The organism is Pseudoalteromonas mucoides, assembly GCF_049257175.1.
Lineage (GTDB): Bacteria > Pseudomonadota > Gammaproteobacteria > Enterobacterales > Alteromonadaceae > Pseudoalteromonas.
Window position 1 is genome coordinate 46,866 of record NZ_JBMMUC010000016.1, and the last position, 23,599, is coordinate 70,464.

General features: G+C 38.4%; 20 protein-coding genes. 7 read left to right on the top strand and 13 right to left on the bottom strand.

The window, feature by feature from the left end:
• Positions 1 to 7: 7 nt before the first annotated feature.
• Entirely contained in the window at positions 8 to 1,177 is a 1,170-nt protein-coding gene (locus AAEU30_RS16790; protein ID WP_421961500.1) for an efflux RND transporter periplasmic adaptor subunit, read from the bottom strand.
• A 118-nt stretch (positions 1,178 to 1,295) separates the two neighbouring features.
• Between AAEU30_RS16790 and AAEU30_RS16795 the strand changes: the two genes are divergently transcribed.
• A complete protein-coding gene (locus AAEU30_RS16795) occupies positions 1,296 to 2,243 on the top strand; it encodes a LysR family transcriptional regulator (RefSeq protein ID WP_421961501.1) in 948 nt (315 codons plus the stop codon).
• Here AAEU30_RS16795 and AAEU30_RS16800 read toward each other — a convergent pair.
• Both AAEU30_RS16800 and AAEU30_RS16805 read right to left on the bottom strand, forming a co-directional pair.
• Positions 2,240 to 3,277, bottom strand: a complete 1,038-nt coding sequence (locus tag AAEU30_RS16800; RefSeq protein ID WP_421961502.1) for a GGDEF domain-containing protein — start codon at positions 3,275 to 3,277, stop codon at positions 2,240 to 2,242. The genes AAEU30_RS16795 and AAEU30_RS16800 overlap by 4 nt on opposite strands.
• Positions 3,278 to 3,437: 160 nt before the next feature.
• The gene (locus AAEU30_RS16805; RefSeq protein ID WP_421961503.1) at positions 3,438 to 4,295 is read right to left on the bottom strand and encodes a DUF6279 family lipoprotein; all 858 of its coding nucleotides are present in this window, start codon (positions 4,293 to 4,295) and stop codon (positions 3,438 to 3,440) included.
• A gap of 514 nt (positions 4,296 to 4,809) precedes the next feature.
• On the opposite strand from AAEU30_RS16805, the gene AAEU30_RS16810 reads away from it, so the two are divergent.
• Entirely contained in the window at positions 4,810 to 5,535 is a 726-nt protein-coding gene (locus tag AAEU30_RS16810) for a tetratricopeptide repeat protein (protein WP_421961504.1), read from the top strand.
• A gap of 218 nt (positions 5,536 to 5,753) precedes the next feature.
• Here AAEU30_RS16810 and AAEU30_RS16815 read toward each other — a convergent pair whose 3' ends face one another.
• The 7 genes from AAEU30_RS16815 to AAEU30_RS16845 all read right to left on the bottom strand — a co-directional run bounded on the left by AAEU30_RS16815 (position 5,754) and on the right by AAEU30_RS16845 (position 15,430).
• On the bottom strand, positions 5,754 to 7,142 hold the full coding sequence (locus tag AAEU30_RS16815) for a coniferyl aldehyde dehydrogenase (protein ID WP_421961566.1): 1,389 nt from the start codon (positions 7,140 to 7,142) through the stop codon (positions 5,754 to 5,756).
• A 155-nt stretch (positions 7,143 to 7,297) separates the two neighbouring features.
• The gene (locus AAEU30_RS16820; protein ID WP_421961505.1) at positions 7,298 to 8,770 is read right to left on the bottom strand and encodes an SLC13 family permease; all 1,473 of its coding nucleotides are present in this window, start codon (positions 8,768 to 8,770) and stop codon (positions 7,298 to 7,300) included.
• Between the two features lie 10 nt (positions 8,771 to 8,780).
• Positions 8,781 to 9,746, bottom strand: coding sequence for a porin (locus tag AAEU30_RS16825; RefSeq protein WP_421961506.1), 966 nt, complete (start codon positions 9,744 to 9,746; stop codon positions 8,781 to 8,783).
• Positions 9,747 to 9,942: 196 nt separating this feature from the next.
• Positions 9,943 to 11,307 (bottom strand): sigma-54-dependent transcriptional regulator, encoded by a 1,365-nt coding sequence (locus AAEU30_RS16830; protein ID WP_421961507.1) that lies wholly within the window; start codon positions 11,305 to 11,307, stop codon positions 9,943 to 9,945.
• Complete coding sequence (locus tag AAEU30_RS16835) at positions 11,304 to 13,040, bottom strand: sensor histidine kinase (protein ID WP_421961508.1); 1,737 nt, start codon at positions 13,038 to 13,040, stop codon at positions 11,304 to 11,306. Before AAEU30_RS16835 ends, AAEU30_RS16830 begins: the two co-directional genes overlap by 4 nt.
• Positions 13,041 to 13,067: 27 nt before the next feature.
• On the bottom strand, positions 13,068 to 15,005 hold the full coding sequence (locus AAEU30_RS16840; RefSeq protein WP_421961509.1) for a TonB-dependent receptor plug domain-containing protein: 1,938 nt from the start codon (positions 15,003 to 15,005) through the stop codon (positions 13,068 to 13,070).
• Between the two features lie 161 nt (positions 15,006 to 15,166).
• Entirely contained in the window at positions 15,167 to 15,430 is a 264-nt protein-coding gene (locus tag AAEU30_RS16845) for a CBU_0592 family membrane protein (protein ID WP_421961510.1), read from the bottom strand.
• A 211-nt stretch (positions 15,431 to 15,641) separates the two neighbouring features.
• Here AAEU30_RS16845 and AAEU30_RS16850 point away from each other — a divergent pair, with 211 nt between their 5' ends.
• A complete protein-coding gene (locus AAEU30_RS16850) occupies positions 15,642 to 16,556 on the top strand; it encodes a M14 family metallopeptidase (protein WP_421961511.1) in 915 nt (304 codons plus the stop codon).
• Positions 16,557 to 16,764: 208 nt separating this feature from the next.
• Positions 16,765 to 17,178 carry a hypothetical protein gene (locus tag AAEU30_RS16855; RefSeq protein ID WP_421961512.1) on the top strand — a complete coding sequence of 138 codons (414 nt, stop codon included), beginning with the start codon at positions 16,765 to 16,767 and terminating at the stop codon, positions 17,176 to 17,178.
• Between the two features lie 23 nt (positions 17,179 to 17,201).
• Here the strand turns inward: AAEU30_RS16855 and ccoG are convergent, their stop codons facing one another.
• Together ccoG and AAEU30_RS16865 are read right to left on the bottom strand one after the other, a co-directional pair.
• Entirely contained in the window at positions 17,202 to 18,584 is a 1,383-nt protein-coding gene (gene ccoG / locus AAEU30_RS16860; RefSeq protein ID WP_421961514.1) for a cytochrome c oxidase accessory protein CcoG, read from the bottom strand.
• Positions 18,585 to 18,728: 144 nt separating this feature from the next.
• The gene (locus AAEU30_RS16865; protein ID WP_421961515.1) at positions 18,729 to 20,147 is read right to left on the bottom strand and encodes a sigma-54 interaction domain-containing protein; all 1,419 of its coding nucleotides are present in this window, start codon (positions 20,145 to 20,147) and stop codon (positions 18,729 to 18,731) included.
• Positions 20,148 to 20,286: 139 nt separating this feature from the next.
• Here AAEU30_RS16865 and AAEU30_RS16870 point away from each other — a divergent pair, with 139 nt between their 5' ends.
• The gene (locus tag AAEU30_RS16870; protein WP_421961516.1) at positions 20,287 to 21,222 is read left to right on the top strand and encodes an ABC transporter ATP-binding protein; all 936 of its coding nucleotides are present in this window, start codon (positions 20,287 to 20,289) and stop codon (positions 21,220 to 21,222) included.
• Positions 21,219 to 22,418, top strand: a complete 1,200-nt coding sequence (locus AAEU30_RS16875; RefSeq protein WP_421961517.1) for an ABC transporter permease — start codon at positions 21,219 to 21,221, stop codon at positions 22,416 to 22,418. The genes AAEU30_RS16870 and AAEU30_RS16875 overlap by 4 nt, the downstream gene beginning before the upstream one ends.
• Positions 22,419 to 22,455: 37 nt before the next feature.
• Here the strand turns inward: AAEU30_RS16875 and AAEU30_RS16880 are convergent, their stop codons facing one another.
• Positions 22,456 to 23,001, bottom strand: a complete 546-nt coding sequence (locus AAEU30_RS16880; RefSeq protein WP_421961518.1) for a TIGR00645 family protein — start codon at positions 22,999 to 23,001, stop codon at positions 22,456 to 22,458.
• 287 nt (positions 23,002 to 23,288) lie between these two features.
• On the opposite strand from AAEU30_RS16880, the gene AAEU30_RS16885 reads away from it, so the two are divergent.
• Complete coding sequence (locus tag AAEU30_RS16885) at positions 23,289 to 23,531, top strand: hypothetical protein (protein WP_421961519.1); 243 nt, start codon at positions 23,289 to 23,291, stop codon at positions 23,529 to 23,531.
• Positions 23,532 to 23,599 lie beyond the last annotated feature (68 nt).

The following is a 23,599-nucleotide window of genomic DNA, read 5'->3' on the forward strand; positions in this document are numbered from 1 at the left end:
GTTTACCCTACTTCTTAGCCATAAATAGATGCGAAGGAACTGGTTTTAATGTAAACGCAATACCTGATGTATCCAGTTCGACATTATTTGGGGCAATTGGCATGCCAGGGCCTACTCGAGCAGGTCCATTCACAGCGATGACATCAGCGCCAGATAATCCTGAGGTGATAACTCTAAAGCGACCATAACGCTCACCAACAGTGACTAGCTTATACTCTAAAATATCATTCTCGCCGACAGTTAATACAAAACGATTTTTCAAATCAGTACCAATTGCTCTATCTGGAACAATGATTTGTTCTTTGACTTCATTTGCAGCCAATTTAATACGTGCAAACGAGCCTGCACGAAGTGGTAATTTCTGCTCATCAAAACGCGCTCTAACACGAAGTGTGCCGGTCGCAACATTGATTTGGTTATCAATAAAATCAATGTATCCCGTGTGTTCAAATGCCTTTTGACCAACCCTTTGCATTACAACCTGCTGCTTATCAGAGCTCGTTACATCACTGAATGAGCTATTCCATGTACGTTCATCTACATCAAAATACGCGTACATTGTTTTATTCGATACGATTGAGGTTAAGATTGATTGGCCTGCAAGTACGTTATTCCCTTTGGTAATATTGGCACGAGAAACAATACCGTCAATAGGTGAGCGTATTTGGGTAAACTCTAAATCTAATTTAGCGGACGTTAATTGTGCTTCATAAGCCGCGAGCTGTGCTTCACGCTGATGCAAAGTCGAAGTACGTGACTCAGCTTGCTCTGTAGAAATCGCTTTACGCTGTGTTAATCGCTCAGCTCTTTTTGCTTCACTCTGCGCTTGCTCTAAGGCAGCCTGAGCACTGGCCACTTGCGCCTCTAAGCTTGCAACTACCGCTGCAAACGGGCGTGCGTCCAATTCAAATAATAAATCACCCTGCTTTACTGTATCCCCTTCATTGAAAGTGATTTTTTCGATAACACCAGCAACCCGAGGCATTAATGAGACCTCTTCAGGGGCTTCTAGACGAGTGGTATATGTGTGCCAATTCTGCACAGGCTTAGTAATAACATTGGCTACATCAATAGGTTGTAGGTGTTGTTGCGATGCTTGCTGAGCAGGCTCCTCTGCACAACCAACCAGAGTGGCTGATGCTGCTAAAATTGCAGTGGCGATTAAGTGTTTGTTCATGTCGACGCTCCTTTTGTATATATTCTTAATACTACGGAAGTAACATGCGGACAAAAACCATAGATTTTTAAATTCATTAATGCCAATATGGCATCAATTGAATTTAATTGAGCAAATTATGGATACCACGAGTCGTTTATTAATGTTGTTAGAGGTTGTCGAGCGAGGCTCGTTTGCCAAAGCGGCAGAAACCCGCAATATAGACCGTTCAGTTATTTCAAAACAAATAAGCCGTTTAGAAGATGATTTGGGAGTACGATTACTGAACCGAACAACACGTTCATTCTCGTTAACGGCAGCGGGTGCCGAAATGATAAAAAAAGCAGCCGATCTCAGAGAACTGTTAGCAGAGACAATACGCTTGGCAGAAAACTACCACCAAGAGCCACGTGGTGTGCTTAAAGTAACCTCATCAACTATTATTGGTCGGCGGTATTTACAGCCAGTAATTAATGATTTTCAAAAGCGCTTCCCACAAGTCGAAGTAGAGCTCAGACTCGATGACAAATTAGTTGATTTAGTTTCCGAAGGGTTTGACTTGGCTTTTCGTGTTGGCGAGCCAAAAGACTCATCGCTCATAGCACGTAAAATTGCTCGTAACAGGCTCTTACTATTAGCTGCACCGGAGTTTATCAATACCTACGGCATGCCAAAAACTATTGAAGATTTAGCCGATTTGCCTGCTGCAAGCTATTATAGTTCATCATTGCGAGTAGATGGAATACGCTATATTGACCATAAAGGTGAAACCCAAGAGCAAAAAATAAAAAGTGTCTTTAGAGCAAACGATGCTGAAGTGTTAGTTGAAAAAACGCTGTCAGGCACAGCATATGTACTTGCCCCCGCGTTTATTATTGGTGATGAGATCAAGTCTGGCCGTTTAATACCTATGCTAACAGATGTAAATCTCGCTCATTACAGTGCTATGTATGCGGTTTATCCGCACCGTGATTTACCAGTAAGAACGCGGCTTTTTTTTGATGCTATAAAAGAATATATTGGTAAGGATACGCCTCTTTGGGAAAAAAACATTCCAAACTTTGATAAAATGTATTCAGGCCGTTAGCACACACTTTCTAATTGTGTTTCACCGTCTAGGGTATCCACCATAACTTGATTTCTGCCATTGTGCTTTGCTTGATATAGCTGTTTATCCGCGGCTTTTATTGTCTGCTTTAGCGAATCACCCGGTTGATATTTTACTACACCAATACTGACTGTGATAGAAATAGAATACCCTTCGATTATAAATTCGTGAGCTTCTAAGCTACGACGTATTTGCTGTGCGTAGTTTTGTGCATACTCCCTCGTTGTCGATGGAGAAAAAATAGCAAATTCTTCTCCACCAATTCGAAACACTTTTCCCTGCGGCAAATTATCATTAAGCAGTTGTGTAACGGCAACTAATACTCTATCACCCACTGCATGACCGTATTTATCATTAACTTGTTTAAAAAAATCCAGATCAAGGATCATTGTAAATAAGCCAAGTTTATTTTGTAATTCGATTTCAAAATATTGGTTCATTGCAAGGCGATTACCAACACCCGTTAAGGGATCTAGTAATGCTAAATTCTGTAATCGTTTGTAAGAGCTTTCTCGGCTATTTTCAAATACATGTGCAACAACCCAAATAGCAACATAACTGAAAGAAAGGTTTAAAAATAAATTGAGTGTTAAAAAAGGCGAAATATCATTTTTAGCCCAAAGGGCGATACCTTCTGATAACAATAAAGAGGCAGATAAAACAACCCCCCAGAAAGTGCCTAGTAATAAATAATATAAAACAGGCAATGCAAGCATCCAAACAAATAATGCATGGTTCATCTTCGAAAGATAACTGCCTAGCACCACAAGTATACTAACGCATGCGCAAATACTGAGTGGTTGCCATAATTTAAGTTTAGTTCTTGAAATAAGCACAAACACACTAAAACAATACACAGAAAATGCGGCTTCAAGTACGCCTAGTACAATGAAATCATTAATAAATATATTAAAATAGGTAAATACAGCAGACAAACTAGCTAAACACAAGCACATCCACTTTAAAACTTTTGTTCTAAGTACCTGAGTACTGTTTAAAGCTGTAATATCCATCAAAAAGCTTAATATTCTAATCTCTAACCTTAAGTGTAAACTGAATTAACCATATCTCAAGGGTAAATTTCTGCATAGACCAATAAAAATAAGGATCTAACAATACTTTTCAGCTCACTCTGTTAGCGCAAACCCAATTAACATTTAATAGGTGTTGCAGTTAACCCGCAATTAAGTCATCCATTTGTTCTATCATTTCATTAAACTTCTTATTTGCCTTTTCAATTTGCTTTGCGGTTAACGTAGCTCTCAAGTCAACCAGTAATGTGGCATAAAGTGCTAAATTTTGTTTATCGGCTTGCTTCAACGCATCGCTCATAAAAGCGTGACGCTGAGTAATAATATGCCTCATATTTTCGACAAACTGTTTATCTGAAAATGAAGGATCAGAAAATGTGTCTGCTAATACATTTAGACGCGTTTTTTTATATTCTTGCCAAAGTTCAAAGGTAGATAAATGTTGCTCATTAGCTGCTGTAATTAAACTAACTTGCCTAGATGATAACTTACCTAACCAGTCGTTATATCTTTGTAGTTGCTCCTCTAATCGTTCGGTTTTTCTTTCTTTAACACTTTGCTTAGCAAACTCGTGTTGCTCTTCATGCATTTGCTCTTTAATAGCCTCAATAAAGTACTGGCGTTGCTCGGAATTGAGTGTCATTGCCACATCAATCAGTGGTTGTGCAATTTTGTTAACTAATGTCTGCCAATGAGTTTTTGAGTTGGTAAAATGCGTGATTAGCTCAGCTTGTGAGGGTGACTCAGCTAATAATTGCTGCAAGTGAACAAGGTCAGTCTTATACAAAGGTAATTGCGTTTTTCGGTGCCAGTCACGAGTCTGCTTTACTAATTGCTTTACCGTTTTAGCTTGTTGTTTATCTAGGTCGACATAGTCGTCAATCCAAAACCCTGACAGCCAGCCTATATTGTTATAAGTAAAATTTGCCGAACAACCACCCAGTAATAGGATGAAAGCTAACAATAGCCCTGTTTTTAAATTTACTATTTTTTTCAACATGTATAATCAGCCTAAAGTATCTTTTACCTTACGTTAATCAACTTATTATGAACTGTAAACGATTGATTTCGACCCTACTGCAAATAATTATCATTTAAGTGTTGACCAGTCAATTAAACTAAGTAATAATCGTTCGCATTAACACAGAATGACCCAACACATTAAGTATAAAGCTTGATGTAATTAATGGGCAGTACCGACCTCAGTGCCTAGGGAAGAATAACCAGTAAGGATGCTGGACCTTTATTAACGTGTTGATGAAGATCGTGCCTCTTCAATAAAGCGGTTTACTCGACCCAAACCGCTGCATTAAAAACACACTTACTTGCTACATTGCTCATATCGGTGACGGTTGATATGAATCCAAAAAGCCCCTCAGGGGCTTTTTTTATTACTTTAAATTTTCTGTAAAATCTGTATCTTATCTGCATAATTCTGATTATCAGCCATAGTTTGGGGTTTTCCCTCACTTAGAGCTAAAATTAAATAGTTAAAATTGATTGGAGGTCTTGTCATGTGGCAGCCTAAATTAAAAGTATGGTTAATGGTTGGAGCTTTGAGTTTATCGTGTGTAACTCATGCAGGCTTAGATGAAGGTATTAAAGCAGCTAATGAAGGTCAATTCGAAGAAGCGTTAAAAGAGTTTAATTATTTAGCTGATAAAGGCTACGCTCCGGGCATGTATGAACTTGGCAAACTTTATGAAGGCGGACACGGCGTCACTAAAAACTATCGCAAAGCCGCTGACTTATATCAGCAAGCTGTAAAGAAACGTCACGTAGATTCTATGTTTGCCCTTGCAGTGCTTTATGATGAAGGCAAAGGTGTTAAGCTCGATAAACAAATGGCTGTGTCATTATTTAAACAAGCAGCAGAAAAAAATATGCCCGCTGCCCAATTTAACCTAGGTGTTATGTACTCAAACGGTGATGGTGTAGAGCAAGATTACAAACAAGCTATGAGATGGTACGAAAAAGCAGCTGGCAACAACTACTCTTTAGCACAATTTAATATGGCACTTATGTATTTTGAAGGGTTAGGTGTTGATAAAAGTGTTGAAAAGTCTTACATCTGGAACACAGTGGCAGAATTCAATGGTAATTTAAATGCCAGTCACAGTAGGAAGTTAGACGAGAGAAAGATGCTACCCGCAGAAATAATTGAAGCAAAAGAAAAAGCCAATGAGCTATACGAGCGCATACAAGCTGGCCTATACGCAGGTGAAGGCCGGATGTACTAACTTTCCTTTTGGGTATTGTTATACCAATTATATTTAATTGCTGATCTAATTAAATATAATTGGTAACTTGCATAACACTCGGGTTTAAATACAAAAAAAACGGGCGGATTGCAGATCCTCTATTCTCATTGCCACCAATATAAATTTAAAAACAGTATGGCGTATAGCTCTTTAAGCAAAGCGCCTCTTATCCTCTTTGTGAAATTCCTATTATTTTCTTAAGCGCGTAAATACATCCATTTAAGTAGTTTAGTTAAAAAGCTACTTTGCGACACCAATAAGTTTAAGCGAGGGTTAAATTTACCTGTTTGTAACTTATTTCTCGCGTGACTAAAAGTAATGAACCCCTCTTTGCCATGATAATTCCCCATCCCCGACTCGCCAAGACCGCCAAAGGGTGCATCATCAGCGGTCACTTGCAATAAAGCATCATTAACTGCAAACGTACCACTTTGCGTTTGTAGTTCAATTGCTTGAATTAGCTGTGTGTCAAAGCCCATCACATACAAAGCTAATGGGTGTGGACGTGAATTAATGAAAGACAGAGCATCTGATAAATTTTCATATTCTATAATAGGTAAAATAGGACCGAAAATTTCTTCTTGCATCACCGCCATGCCATCATTTACATGCGTAACAATATGAAGACCCATACGGTGTTTTTGCTCATCAGCCATATTTTCATCAAGTGGCTTAATTACTTGGGCCCCATTACTCTTAGCGCCTTCAAGTAATCCACTTAATCTTTTAAAATGTTGATGACTGAGCACTGAGGTTAAGTTTTTTCCTTCAACCCCTTGTGGGTAATAGTTCTTATATAAAGTACATAAACGATGTACTAATTGGTGCTGTAATTTTTTTGGAACAAGCACATAATCGGGAGCTACGCATATCTGCCCAGCATTTGCCATCTTGGCAAACAAAATCGTTTTTGCTGCTTTGGTAATGTCTGCATCACTGGTGATAATAACTGGTGATTTACCACCTAGCTCTAAGGTTACCGGCGTTAGGTTTTTACTCGCTGCGGCCATAATATGGCGTCCAACATTCGTCGAGCCAGTAAAAAATAAATGCGCAAATGGCAAATTTGAAAACTCTTGGCTTAACTGGGCATCCCCTTCAATTAGCAGACAATGCTCATCTAACCCTTCAATGAATAATCGTTTTAATATTTGATTAGTATGCGGGGTAAACTCACTGACTTTTAATAAAACTCGATTACCAGCAGCCAATGCTGTGATCACAGGCACTAAAGCTAATTGAATTGGGTAATTCCAAGGAGAAATAACGCCTATCACGCCTTTGGGCTGATAGCTAACCGATACCTTAGACGGAGCCAAACTCAACCCTGCATGACGTGGTGAATCCTTAACCCATTTTGGTAAGTGTTTAATAGTATGGGTTATAGCCTTAACACTGGGGAGTAAATCCCCCATGACGGTATCAAAGGTAGTACGGTAACCAAAGTCTTTTGAAATAGCAGCAACCAATTCGTTCTCAAGTGATATGAGTTGACGCTTTAACTGTTTAAGTAAACGTATTCGTTCTGCAATTGCTAAATATGGAGCTTCATTAAAACGATGCTGCATCTGTTCAAAATGCGGCATTAAATCACCCGTTAGTGACGTATCCGTTGCAGTTTCAGTCAAGCGTGTACCTATCTATAAGATCAATATACATTTACTATAACTGTGTTTAAAGGCAGGAGCAATAAAGAGTGCTTGGCATAAGCTAGGCACTCTTGGTTGGGTAACTATCTGATTTAGAATTTAAATACCGACGCGGCGAGCGTCATTGTAACTAGGGTAATAAGTACAATAGCAATAATATTCAAAACAAAACCAGAGCGAATCATATCACGTATCTGTATTTGCCCTGAGCCAAATACAATCGCATTGGGAGGGGTTGCAACCGGCATCATAAACGCGCAACTACAGGCAATAGCCGCTGGTATAACCCACACCAATGGAGTCCCTGTTACAGACTCAGCGACAGGGCCAAGTAAAGGTAAAAAACCTGCGGCAGTGGCTGTGTTGCTGGTTATTTCGGTTAGAAAAGTGATCAGTGTAGCAATAACCAATATACTCATGACCAGCGGAACTGTACTCACCCCTTCAATCATGTGTGCGATGTATTCTGCCAAACCAGAGGATTTTATTTGCGAAGCCAAAGTGAGGCCGCCACCAAATAAAAGTAAAACGCCCCACGGCACACCCGCAGCACTTTGCCAATCTAAAATTCGTTCATCACTGCCTTTATTGGCTGGCAACACAAATAGCAATAATGCTGCGGCAATAGCGATACCTGTATCTGATATCTTTAAGCCTGTAAAATCAGCCAATAAAGGTCTAAAAATCCAAAATAGTGCAGCCAGCGTAAATACACATAGCACACCTTTCTCAGCACGTTGAATTCGACCAAGTTCTACTAACTGCTTGCTAAATAAAAATTTAGTATCAACTTTACCTGCACCAAGTTTGGTCTTATCCACTTTATAAGCAAATTTGGTTAACCAAACCCAGCAAATTAATAACATGGTGATTGATAACGGTACGCCTATTTTCATCCACTGAGCAAAACCAATCTCTATTTGATAACTGTCGGATAAATATGCTGCCATTAAAGCATTCGGTGGAGTGCCTATTAGCGTTGCAATTCCTCCGATACTCGCACCATAGGCAATCGACAATAGTAACGCTTTGCCAAAGCCATTATTATTAGGGTTTGATTTTTGTACTAAATGCGTAATTGATAACGCTATAGGTAGCATCATCACTGCCGTGGCCGTATTAGACATCCACATCGATAAAAATGCAGTTACAAGCATCATGGCAAGAATTTGTAAACTGGGTTTACTGCCTGCATACATCATTGTCTTAAGCGCAATACGCTTATGAAGACCCCACCGTTCCATCGCAATGGAAATTAAAAAACCACCTAAAAATAAAAATATTAATGGGTGAGCATAGGGTGCAGCGACACTTTTAATTGCTGCTATGTCAGCAAGCGGCGAGAACACGAGTGGTAACAATGCTGTTGCAGGTATTGGCACAACCTCACTGACCCACCATGAAGCCATCCAAAAAGCCAATCCTGCGACTCTAAAAGCAGCAACACTTAATCCTGCTGGAGGATCTACCAAACAGGTAATTAACATAACACACGGTCCTAGCAATAGCATAAAGTATTGCATGAGGGGTGATTTCTTTTGATTATTACTGGTTAATACACTCATCACTTATCCTCTAAAATTTATACTTAAGGCCTAATGCAAGGCTGCTATCACTTTGTTGATCGAGGTCTAAATTTGTATAAAGCAAGTAAGCGGTTGTTTGCTTATCAAATACATAATCTACACCGCCAGTCCACTGACTACCATCAGTAGCATGGCGCAACTGCGAGTCATCACTAGCAAACTGTACTTTTGGTGCCCATTGACCCATTTTGTAACTAGCACTGAGTACATAGCCATTACCCGACTTACTGCCATCCAGTGATTCACTGCGCTGATAGATTGCGCCAAACTGCCACTGCACTTGTTTGATGACACCCGCTATACGCGTAGCATTAATATTATTGAGCGAATCAACATGACTGATAGCCACATAGTAATTTTTATTTTTTAAACCACGATCACCATAAATTAATGTAGCTGCATACCCAGCTTCGTTATTTGTACTGTCATCTTTAGGTGCATAAGTGAAGGATAGTTGTGCACCCGAAAAAGATTTAGATGTGTAAGTTAGCGTGTCACCTAGTCTATCTTGCCCTGGTAAGAGCTGGGCAATATCAGCTTGAGTCTCATTAAAGTTATCTACTTTACCTTCAGAATACTTAAATCGCGTATCATTACGGCCAAAAACCACTTGACCAAAACTCCCCTTCAAACCCAAGTATGTATTACGCGCGCTGAAAGGTTCGCTAGTATTATCGTGTTCAAACCCCTTTACCTGCACCTCGTATTTAAAAATTGCACTGAGTGATTCACTCAGCTTGTGACTTCCTTTAACACCAATACGAGAAAAAGGTGCATCAATCTGTGTGCCTTCTTGCGCATAGCGCATAGTACCTGTATCTGTTTTAGCTATTTGCACTTCAGCTTTGCCATAGATATCGTAGTCTGCGCCGTACGCTTGATAAGTAGCTGTTGCAGTAGTCAGCGCTGTAAAAATAGTCAGCGCTGTTTTATGGGGTTTATATTTTGTTATCATTGTGTGCCCTATTGTTAGGAGAATATGTTGTTCCTAATCAATAAAAGCAACTTTACTGCCAATGTGCACCAATTAAAATAACCAGCTAATTATCAATAACTTAATAATGAAAACAAAATAAAAGATAAATTAACGGGTGGATTTATACCTATTTTTTTATAGCGTCTGTCACTAAAACCACCCATTTATAAGCTTATTAATCTTTAAACATTTCTTTATTGAGTCCGTATTTATTCATCTTGTCATAGAGGGTTTTTCTCGCGAGCTGTAATGTTTGCATTGTATCTTTTATGCTGCCTTGGTGGCGTTCAAGGGCTTCTTCTACTAAAGATTGCTCATAAAAACTAACTTTTTCAGCCAAACTCAGATCAGTAGGCAAGGCATTGTGATGTCTATTGGTTTTTGCAAATGCAAGCTCGGCACCAAGTAATACTGCTCGCTCGGCTTGGTTTCTCAGCTCACGAACATTCCCAGGCCAATCATATTGCATTAAGTATTGTTGTGCTTCGCTATTAAGAGGTGCTGGCGCTTTATGAAAACGCGTCGCAGCGATTGAGCTAAAATGTTTAAATAATAATGGAATGTCGGCTTTTCTATCTCGAAGGGCTGGAATACTCACTTTAACGAGATTCAAACGATAATATAAATCAGCCCTAAACTCGCCTTGCTCAACCAAATGTAATAGGTCAACCTTAGTAGCAGCGACTATTCTCACATCTAAATTAATCGGTTTGTTTTCTCCTACAGGCGTTACTTTACGTTCCTCCAGAACCCTTAGTAACTTAATTTGCAAGGGCATTGGTGTACTTTCTATTTCGTCTAAAAATACGGTGCCACCTTGGGCAAATTCAAATTTACCTTGACGACTTTGGGTAGCGCCTGTGTAAGCGCCACTAACTGCACCAAACAACTCACTCTCAATAAGTTGCTCAGGCACAGCCCCACAGTTTATTGCAACAAAATTACAATTAGAGCGTGTGCTCTGATCGTGTAGATACCGCGCTACAAGTTCTTTACCAGTCCCGGTTTCACCTTCGATCATTACATCTGCTGGGGTATCAATAACAGTGTTAAGTAAGTGCATCATATGCTGCATTTGCGGGGTGTCACCTAAAATTCTCACCCCGGGCGCAGATGTTTTCTCAACAGCTAGCTTTAATGCTCTATTTTCCATTACTAACGCGCGCTTATCACATGCTCGGGTTAGACAATCTAATAACTGCTCAGTAAGCGGTTTCTCAAATAAATCATATGCGCCTAACTGCATTGCTTTAACAGCAATTGAGACATCAGCAAAACCGGTTAAAAAAATGACGGGAAGTTCACTATCAAAAGCTTTTATTTGTTCAAGCAATTCCAAGCCGTCCATTTTTGGCATATTTATATCACTCAAAACAATACCGTGAAAACGGCGATTTAATTTACTAAACGCACTAATCGGATCACTAAAACATTGAACTTTATAGCCTTCAAGCGAGAGTAATTGTGATAATGAATCTCGAATTATCAATTCATCATCAATTACAATGATATGGTTACAATCTTGATTTAATTCGCTCATAAAGCTCCCTTATCTGAGGCCAACGTTATAATAAACTGAGCGCCACCATTAGGCCTATTATGCGCAGTTAAGCAGCCATCAAATGACTGAATAATTTGTTTTGAAATAGATAAACCTAGCCCTAACCCATTACTTGATTTAGTGCTATAAAACGGCTCAAAAATGGAGCTCAAAGCATGCTGTTCAATACCTGGGCCGGTATCCAATATTGATAATTTCACTCGGTCATCAAAAAGTTCAAGTTCAAAACTTAGCTCTTTAACCACTTGCGTATCCATCGCTTGACTTGCGTTTGTGATCACATTCACTAACACCTGTTCAAACTTAATCCCATCAACCCATACACAAACTGCATCATCAATTTGGATAGGTTTTACCTTTACGTGATTTTGCTTTAATTGTGCGCTTGCAATCAACATGGCATTTTTTAATAACTGAGCGAGACTTATCGAGCGCAATTGAGTTTGTGCCGGTTTACTAAAATGCTTTAGTTGTCCAACTATCTGGTGAACGCGGTCAATTAAACCTTGTACTATGACGATGGTCTCCTGTGCAGCAGTTATATCACCCTTAGCAATCAACCTTTTAACACTTACTAAATAGGTATTCATTGCACTTAATGGCTGATTAATTTCATGGTTAATACCGGCACTTAGTTGGCCAATGGTTGCCAGCTTTGCAGTTTGTATAAGTGCAAGCTGCGCCTTTTCAAGTGCTTGGGTACGCTCAATCACTTCTTGCTCAAGGCTATGGCGAGAATATAGAAGCTTTTTATACCCGGCAAAACGTGCCATTAAGCTGTAACTTAAAACTAATGCTAAAACATAAAACAAACTCAGCCATATTAATCGCGGTATTTGCTCTAAGCTGACCGATGTTACATCAACTAATACTGATATTTTTCCATTCAATTGACCAATTTTCGCATCAGCAAACACATACTGTTTCGTTGTAGTATTTTGTTTTATGTTTAATAAATTTATACCTTGAACGTTAATTATTGTTGAGCTTACATTACTTGGCTTATGCTCAAGATACCTTCGTGATTTAATCAGCTTTTGCAGGACTGTGTCGCTTAACTCCTGAAATGTATTTAAACGCCAACTAGGCTGGTTCGACATAGCAACCACACCATCATCAAGCATCAAATAGAAATCACTTGCCTGAGAAGTGTTTAACAATTGTCTATCATTTTCAAATTTAGACACATTGATTTTCAACACGACTACGCCAATCACTTGATTAGCATTGTAAATAGGCTCTGAAAAATAAATCCCGCGCTCTTTTGAGCGCTGTCCAAGGGCAAAATATGCCAAAGGTTGTCCCGCTAAGGCTTGATAAAAATAAGGGCGAAACGCGAAATTACTGCCAACATAAGTGTAGTCCAACAACCAATTACTCGATGCAATAACATCTCCTTTAGTATCGAGTACATAAGCATCAGAAGCACCACTAGCTTGCTGAATATCTATTAAGTAACTATTGATTGCATTGTTTGATAGATCATTATTCTCAATAAATTGGCTAAGCAGTTTATTATCACTTATTAAATGTGGAATTGAAGCAAAGCGCGTTAGTTCTGCTTTTAAGTAATGACTAAGTTGCTGGACTTGTTGCTCAGCTTGACTCTGACTTTTAGACAGGTCGTAATGCCGACCATAGAAATACACACCAAGTAATAATACCAATAGTACAGCAAAGCAAACTGTATTTCGTTTTAATAGAGCTTGCATTTATTACCTAGCTTGCAAGAGGACAACTTAAAATTTTAATCGGTAGTGTAACGATATTTCTCTCGATACTCCAGCAACCGCACCATTCCCTACTCTGGGATCAAAACTATTATATTGTTTATCAAAAAGGTTATCGGCTTTTAAGGCTATATTACTGCGTTCTGTTAATTCATAAGATATCGTTGCGCCAAACAATAAGTAACTTGGCTGTGAAAATTTAGATAAATCATGCCCTGTAACGTTAACCTCATCACGCCATATTGTATTCACGCTGTACATCATTGGTGTCATCTCGAAGCTTGCCAGAAAACTCGCAAAACGTTTAAAGGTTGGATTCATTGGTTGATCAAAATACTGTGTATAAGTGCCAGTTAATGAAAAATCAGGTGCTATGTGCCATTGAGTATCTACTTCAATCCCACGGTTGGTATCATTTAACTGATTTTCAAAGGTAAACATATTTGTGTTAGATGCATGAGGAACTGTGATAATAAAATCATTAAGTTGGTTATGAAAAAATACTGTATTAAAATGCCATTGCTCCGCCTGATAACGCCAAACTAACTCAGTTGTTTTTACATATTCTGATTTTAAGTTTGTATTACCTATTGTTACATCGTCATTGGAATACAACTCGTTCGTTACCGGCGTTCTAAATGATTCCCCATATTGTAATTTAACTGTATTAGCTAAACTTGGTTGGTAAATAGCGGCTATTCTGGGAGAAAGTTTACTATCGATGTGTTTAACGTCATCATATCGCCCCCCCACAAATAATGTGAATTGATGTGATAAAGGTAGTTTTAATTGGGAATATAAACTGTGTGTTTCAAACGTAGCTTTGAGGTTTTTAAATGCTGCATAGCCTTTAATCGTCGTTATCGCCCCTAAATAATAGGGTTGTTCAACGATTATTTCACCGCTCACTTGGTCATAATAATTAGAGCGGACATCTGCTGATATTTGTTTTGAATTTGCATATTCATAGCCCGCATTTATCACCCAATCATTATTAAAGTGATGGCTATAATCAATGTCTATATTCAAGTCAGTGGTTTGCCAATCAGGCCCTAATAAAAAGTCTTCACTTGCCTTAGGGTTATCCGCACCCGCTAAGATCAATCCTGCACTGGCTATTTTGTGATCTGAATAAGCTATTTTAGTGGCAAGTTCTGTCGTCGCGTTTTTTATCACGCTATAAGCAAGTGACACAAAACTATTTTCGCTGTTGTGCTGGTTTTGTTTCGAGTAGCCAGCTAAGTTAATAAACTCATCGAGTTCAACCTGATTATAGCGACCTCTTAACTCTAATTCAGCTATATCGAGACCAAATTCAAAATACACTGATTGCAGCGGATCTTTTACACCTTGTGGGTAATTTTCTCCCTCTTTTTGGTTTATCGCAATTGACACAAAACCCATTAGATCATCGGTAAGTTGCTTAGAAACGCTGGCCGAAACCCCATACTTACCGTGTGTACCAGTCATAGCGGCTAAAGTATTATCAGTATGCTTAGTAATTATATTCATTACACCGAGAAATGCATTACTGCCATACAAAGCAGAACCAGGGCCACGAATAAACTCGACCTTATCGATGACTTCAATTGGAATAAACGGCATATACACAGATGCTTTACCAAAGGATGACTCGTTAATTCGCTCACCGTTAATCATCACTAAGATATTACCACTATCTAAATAAACACCTCGGGCATGATCTTTTGGGACAGCACCAACCCAATCGCCTCGGGTAGAGTGCATACCAGGCACAAAATTCATTAATTCGTAGGCACTTTCAACCCCTAATAATTGAATGGATTTTTCATTAAATATTGTGATTGTTGAAGGAGCTGATGCAATTGTTTCTGGTGTTTTTGATGCAATATCGACCTGTACTTCCAGTAAATCTTCAAGTTGCATAGTGAATAAATCATCAGATTCAATTGCAAATAAGGAAGCCATGTGGAAACACAAAAAGATACAAAAAGAATGCTTTAGAGTCATTACGCCGCATTACACCTAGGATATATTGAATTTATTAGCTTGTTTACACAAACTACTATTAACAATAATAATACAAATGCACGGCGGCGTGAGGTTTTTTTCTAACTATTTACATTTACTTAGGCAGTAACTGCAGTGCGTTTCGCTTTAATATACTTATACAAGCCTATTAGCGAAGCCGCTATCCAAAATATTTCAATAACAAAACTTGCTAAATTAAAGTTATAACAAAGACTTATAAGCAATAAAATAGCACCTGAAAGGTTCATCATATTATAAAGCAAGCCAGTAGGTGTAGCCTTACCAAGTTGTAGCATAAAAAATGCGCCAACCACTAAAAAAGTACCTGTCATACCAATAATATCAAATAAAAGTGCAATCACGAGGGGTTCCCTTGTCCATTACGATAATCACCCACACTACTGGCCCATTCCATGGGGAGGGTTGTTTTCATTCATTGAAACAGCAAACCGAATAATTCTAACAAACTAATAATAACAACACAGGATAAATGTCCGCTATCAGTACCCAGTTGTTGCGTTGAGGTATCGCCATCGATAAGCTATGGCCTTTATTTATAAACGTGAAGATTTTATGAGCGAAAAAATATACCCAATTGGCACCAGCGGCACTCCTTGGTCAGATCAAGAAAAACAACTATGGTTTAATAATCAAACGATTAAGCGCAGCTATAAGCAGCAAGTAGTGTCTGTGATTAATGAATTAAATGAGCAGTTTGATGTACAGCAGTACGGCGCACTGAAGTACAACATTGAACGCTACCCACTTTATGTCATCAAAACTAAAAACTGGCAAGCTGATAAACCATGCGTATTAGTTACAGGTGGTGTTCATGGTTATGAAACCAGTGGTGTACATGGAGCACTGCGATTTGTAAAAACAAAGGCTGCGCAATACAGCGAACATTTCAATTTACTTATTGCCCCTTGCATTAGTCCGTGGGGTTACGAAACGATTAATCGCTGGAACCCTGCAGCCGTAGACCCTAACCGCTCGTTTTATGCTGATAGTCCAGCCCCTGAGTCGGCAGCAATAATGGCCTATATGCAAAACAACAATATCTCGCCAATTGCACATATTGATTTACATGAAACCACAGACACTGATAACAGTGAGTTTAGGCCAGCCCTTGCGGCCCGCGAAGGTACGGTAAATACAAATTGGAATATACCTGATGGGTTTTACCTCGTTGCAGATTCAGTAAAACCAGAGCCTGCATTTCAAACAGCGATTATTAAGACGGTTGCACAAGTTACTCATATTGCGCCAAGTGATGAGAACAATGAATTGATTGGTGTACCTCAAGAGCAGTTGGGTGTAATTAATTATAGTGCTCGTAAATTAGGTTTATGCATGGGTTTTACTGACGCACGATATGTAACGACAACAGAGGTATACCCTGATAGCCCAACGGCGACAGAGGAAGAATGTATCCTTGCCCAAGTTGCCGCTATTACTGGCGGATTAGATTACATTTTAGCAAAATAATTAACAGTTTGGACCAAAGTGTGTATACCTTTCACTTACAGTTTTAAGGAAAAAATATCCACTTTGGTTTATTTTTATAGTTGTCACTTCTATAAAAAATAAAGGCACTAGTTAATTTATGCAAATAACGCAAAGTAGTAATAAAGAACTAGACTTAAGTCTGTATTTGTTTAAAATTCGCGCTCTTTAATTTTAGCAAGGACAGAAATTGGAATTTAAAAATAAGTATGGGCACGTCACTTTGCAACATAAAAACAACATTATTACAGCTAGCTTTGCAGGCAATATTAATGATCGTTTAGTGAATGATGTTAGCAATGCGTTATTAAACCGCGTTAAAACATTCGCAGGCGCCCCCTGGGGTTATATAAGTAATTCTTTTTCTGCTCAAGCTGCTACTCCCGAAGCAGAAAAAAGCTTTGTAAAATTAACAACCCATATGTTCAATGAAGGCTGTATCGCCAGTGCTTATATATTAGGTTCAACCCTTGCTATAAACCAAATGCAACGCGTACTGAATAATGCAGGCCTTAATCACTTAAACATTCATGACTACTTATTTAATAGCTTAGATGATGCAAAGTTATATATTGAAAAGATGATAACAGAGCCTGCACTCTAAACTTTAAAAACCTTCTCGAATCTTTAATTTCGATAAAATAAACTTGGCTGCGTTTGTGTAATACTAGCATCTTCATTTGCTGTAACAACAAACTCAAGCTTTGTCATTTTTTTAGCTAAATCATAGCCGTCAGCAACAATAGTGACTGGTATTTGCTTCATAACACCTGGCTCGACTCGTGTGTTTTGCGGGCTCTTAAGTGTTGCAACATCAAACCCCTTTAATGAAATACGGTAATGCATGGGCTGCTGAGTTTTATTAATAATAGTTAAAGTATAAGGGTTTTCTACCAGGCCTTCATAGTTCATTCTGTAGAGGGCGTTTCTATCACGTAAAACTGAGACTTCGATTGGTGTTCGTGCGCCTAGCCACGCAACCATCGCAATCGATAACAGCAATGTTAGTCCACCATACCCAATAAGCTTTAATCTAAATGGATTGGTCGTCCCACCGGACATTTGTTTTTCACTGGCATATTTTATTAGCCCTTTATCGTAACCAAACTTGTTCATCGTATCATCGCATGCGTCTATACATAAACCACAATTAATACACTCATACTGTAAACCATTACGAATATCTATACCCGCTGGGCATACCTCTACACACAAATTACAATCGACACAATCACCTAAGCCTAACTGTTTAGGATCTGCTTTACGTTTACGTGGGCCACGGTTTTCTCCTCTTTCACTATCATAAGTAACCAGTAACGTATCTTTATCAAACATAACTGATTGGAAGCGTGAGTAAGGGCATGCAACCGTGCACATTTTCTCCCGTAAAAACCCTGCATTGCCATAAGTACAAAAAGCAAAGAAAAACACCCAAAAACTGGTGATATCTGTCAATTGTAATGTAAGCATGTCGCTATATAGTGACTTTGCAGGTATGAAATACGCCATAAATGAAGTCGCTGTAAAAATTGAGATCATTAGCCAAACACTGTGTTTGGTGATTTTTTTACGCCATTTAGTAAAGCTCCATGGTGATTTATCAAGTTTAATACGTTGATTACGAGTCCCTTCAACACGTTGTTCCACCCACGAAAATAGTAACATCCAAATAGTTTGCGGGCAGGTGTATCCGCACCATACCCGGCCAAGCCAGTTTGTAACAAAAAAAAGTGCAAAAGCACTTAACATAAACAGCAGCGCAAGTATCATAAAGTCTTGCGGTAGCAGGGTTAAGCCAAAAATGCTGAATTTCTGCGTTGCAACATCAAGTAAAACTGCTTGCTGACCTTTGTAGGAGATCCATGGAATGGCAATAAAAGTGAGCATAAGCAACCACCCGAGGGTTTGTCGGATGCGTTGGAAAAAGCCCTTTTGCTCACGAATGTATATTGGCCCTTCATGCTTGTAGGGCTTAATGATCATATCTTCTTCTTTAATATCAAACTTCATAATACTTACTTCATAGAGACGGTGATATGTAAGTATTTGCAACTTTCAGACCAAACTAAAAGATAATATAAAGCCTTAAAATACAACACCTTAATAAATTTAATAAAAATAACATTCGTGATATAAAGCGAATTTCGTGATATATCACGAGAACTTAACTAACCCTAACTTTTTCATTTTAGATCTAAGTGTACTTTCAGGGACACCTAATAAACTTGCAGCACCATCAGCACCTGATACTTTATTGTTTGTCAGAACAAGAACACTACTTATATGCTGCCGCAATAAATCATCAAGTGACAGTGAGGTATTAACAGGTGCTTTCGAATGAAAATTCAGCGGTTGAGTTAGATTCAGAATCGGTTGCTTCGATAAAATGGCTTCACGCTCTAACACGTTTTGTAATTCACGAATATTACCTGGCCAATCATAAGCTTGTAATTGACTTAGCGCCTTATTACTAAGCCCTTTTAACTGTTTCCCTAAACGCTTATTTAGCTGTTGCACCAAGTTAATGCATAAAAGTGGGATATCTTCTTTACGCTCTTTAAGTGCGGGGACTCTGATCGGAAACACATTTAGTCGATAATATAGATCAATTCTAAACGTCCCCTCTTCGACCATTTTCCATAAATCGCTGTTTGTTGCTGCAATAACGCGTATATTTACCTTGATTGTGTGGCTGCCACCAACTCGTTCAAACTCTTGTTCTTGTAAAACTCGTAGTAATTTGCTCTGTGCTTCAAGTGGTAATTCGGCTATTTCATCTAAAAACAGTGTGCCGTTATGTGCCAACTCAAAACGCCCTTTACGTCTTTCATTTGCGCCTGTAAAAGCCCCTTTTTCATGACCAAATAATTCAGACTCGAGCAAACTTGCAGTAAATGCTGCGCAATTAACTTTAATAAATGATTGAGTGCTGCGATTGCTCAAACGATGTAAGTTACGCGCAACTAACTCTTTACCCGTGCCATTTTCCCCTAATATTAATACAGTACTGTTGGTTGGACTTACTAATTTTATTTGTTCTAGCATAGCGTGAAAAATATGGCTTTTACCGACTAACCCTGATTCTTGCCAATCTTCGTTTAACTGTGCTGTAAGGTAGCTATTTTCATCTTTCAGTTGTTCACTTAAGTCCTGAACTTGCGCGAGGGCTTGACGTAAAGCTAACTCAGTTTCGTGTTGCTTTGATACATCGCGAAACACAGCGACTGCACCAATTAGTTGACCATTTTTATATATCGGAGTCGATGTATATTCCACAGGAAAGCTTGTACCGTCTTTTCGCCAAAACACTTCATCTTTAACTTGCCGATGAATGCCATCAAACATAGTACAATAAATTTGGCATTCATCAGCCGGATACGGACTGCCGTCTGTATGGCTATGGTGATGGTACTTGTGAATGTTTTTTCCTAAGAGTTCAGTTGCACTCCAACCTGTCATTTGTTCGGCTGCCGGATTCACAAAAACCGCATTACCCGACAAATCAAAACCATAAATTCCCTCTCCTACGGCATTTAATAACAAACTTGGGTCATTTAAAAACTGCTTAATCATTAACAACACATCCACTCGCGAAATATCACGAACAGTATGACACTGTTCCTTGATTCTTTACACTTTTTCTTACAATTTTTTTAGTTACACCATGTTCACCAATTAGTTACAATTAATAAAACAATACCGTAAGGCTCCTATGTCATTAACCATCTCAAATCTTGAAAAACACTACGATAAAGTCTCCGCAGTCAACAAGCTGTCATTTGACGTACAAACGGGTGAAATTTTTGCGCTATTAGGCCCAAATGGAGCGGGTAAATCGTCTCTTGTGAAGATGCTGGTTGGATTTACTTATCCCGATGCGGGCTCTATTAAGCTAACCGATGCAAATGCACAGTATTGTAATATCCCAACTCATTTATTAGGCTATTTGCCTGAAGATAGAGGGCTGTATCCTGAGAAAACGGTTAAGCAAAATTTACATTTTTTTGCTCAGTTGCATGGCGTTAAAGATGCTGACTTTGATATCCGCTGCCAACATTGGTTAGATAAATTCAACTTAGTTGAGCGCATAAACGACCCTCTTAAGTCCCTTTCAAAAGGAAACCAACAAAAAGTTCAGTTGATTACGGCCATTTTACATAAGCCAAAATGGGTTATTCTTGATGAACCATTTTCCGGGCTTGATCCAATCAATCAGGAGTTAGTTGTAGAGTTTTTAGCTGAATTAAAACAACAAGGTATGACCGTGATACTCAGTGCACATCAAATGGCCATGGTTGAAAAGCTGGCCGATAGAGTACTGTTATTAAATAAAGGCCAAAGCGTACTGTATGGTCAGCTTCATGATATTTTTGAGCAATTTAATAATAACGTGATTGATGTCATTTTTGAACAGCCTATCGAGCCGGAACAATACGCTCTTTTAGATACTTACCTAAGTAAACAACTTAGTGCCAATCACGTCTCTATAACACTAAATGAACAGCAATCACTCAGTCAATTACTGCCAGTTTTGATCAGAGTTGGCGACATCAGTGAACTAAAAAACCAATCTCAATCCTTACATTCAATTTATTTACAAGCTGTAGCTGAACATAATAAACAAGTTCATCAAGGAGCGGTATCATGAACAAGCAAAGTTCACTGACACACAAACAAATTTGGACAGTAGCAAAATGGGAGTTCTTGCATTTTTTTAAACTAAAGCAAGAAATTATTTCTAAGCTTGTTATGTTGATAATCGCAGGAATTATTTACTTTTTCGCTACTAATAGCACCCAACTCACCCAACAATATAATATTGCAGTTAATAAAGCCTTTGAGTTAGCAATACCAACTGACACTGCATTTAAATTTATTAAGGTTGATGATGTTAGTGCTGTCGAGCCTAAATTAAATGAGGTCAATGACTATGATGGCATACTGAAATATGATTCCATTACTAAAAAGTACACACTCATAACTGCTGAAAAAGACAGCTGGCAAACTACATTAAAAAGCCAACTTAATTCAGCGCTCAAGCAGGAACAACTCGATGCAATTAACCTAACCCAAGCGCAACGTGTTGGTCTAGCTAAAAATACAGACGTTGAACATTATATTTTAAATGAAGAGCTAAAAAATCAAGCTGATAAAAGCCAAACATACACCGCTTTTGGTGTATTGATTTTACTTTTTGTTGCAATGTTTGGTGTATTTGGTCAGTTATTTGTGAGTATTACTGGTGAAAAACAAAATCGAGTAACCGAGCAATTAATGGCCACTATGACGCCACAAACCTGGATTGATGGCAAACTAAGCGGACAGATTTTATTAGCACTTAAAACCATGTTTGGCACATTACTCTCAATTATACTCTCTATGTTATTTTTCACCGTTGTTATAAATCAACAAACATTGAGTTTAGATTTTATAAACTGGGCAATGCTACCTTGGTTTGCTGTATTTGCAATTGCTGGATTGGGTATATGTGCTGCATTTATGGCAGCAATTGCAGCAGGTATTGATGACCCAAACCACAGCAGTAAAAGCGCGTTAATGATGCTACCCATAGCCCCTATTGCTATTGCTTATTTTATAATAGATACACCTAATAGTGTTCTAAGTACAGTACTGAGTTACTTGCCTATTACTGCATTTGCAGTAATGCCTGTGCGTTTGTCATTAGTTGAATTACCATTTTGGCAGCCATTGCTTTCACTCTTACTGAGTATTGCCTGTTTTTATTATTTACGCATTTGTGCCGCACGGATTTTTAAAATGGGTATGAATATGTATGGAAAAGAACCTACTTTAAAGGCAATGTGGTTAGCAATTTTTAAATAATAAAGTATGGTAGGCTGCTAGAACCAGCCTACCGAGTTTAATGGCTTTGTGTTTTACTGTTTATATAATCTGTTAATGCGAACAATACACCTGAGATTACAAACGTGACGTGGATCACTACTTTTAAAATAAGCTCTTCACTTGTATAGGATGACGAGCTGATAAATACTTTTAATAGTTCAACCGCTGAAATAGCAACGATCGCGCTAATCAACTTCATTTTTAAACCTGAGAACCCCACTTTTCCCATCCACGCAGGACGATCTTCATGATTATCAATATTGAGCTTGGAAACAAAATTTTCATAACCACTAAAAATGATGATTAGTAATAACCCCGCCAACAATGCAGTGTCTACTAACGTTAAAATACCCACTAACAGTTCTTGGCTTGTTGCAGTAAAGGTCGCTACACCCATCAAATATAGCTGTTTGAAAAACTTGAACAGTAATAAAATAACCGCAAACAATAAACCAACAAAAAATGGAGCCAATAGCCAGCGTCCGCGAAAAATCAATGATTCAAGAGCAAGTTCTGCTTTACCTGCTTGTCTTGGGGCTTTATTGCTTGGTTGCTGATCCATAACACTCTTAATTTACTAAAAAACAGACTTTAAACGAGTTTATATTATGATACAAACACTTAAACAGTGTTTATCGTATATTTATTTTATCTTAACGATAAAAATTTTTCGTTATCTTTTATTTTCATTTCGATTAAGAATCTCTATACCAACTGAGCATTTCTCTATTGGTTAACTGTTACTTTTTTATAAGTAATCGTCATACCAGTGACATTATTTAAAACCTGCTATTTAGCAGCGAGTAACTTAGTAAAATTGGTATAAATACTTTATTTAGGAATGAACAAATGAAAAAACCATTGCTAGCACTAATCGTAGCGCCCTTTTTTAGCCTTGCTACGACTTATGCTGTCGCTCAAAACGCTGTTGAAGCCTCTGCTGAAACTATCCAAGAATACACTGAAATGTGTTTAGATTGGGCTAAGGACGACGATATAAGCAATGAAGCGCTTAAACCATACGTTTTGAAGTGCGTAAATGACGAGCTTGAGACTGAAGGCTACAAAAAAGTAACTGACGTTAATATTTAAAAAATCGCTTGATCATACTAAAACCGGGATGACACAAGGTTGTGCATCCCGGTTTTATTACTGGTGTA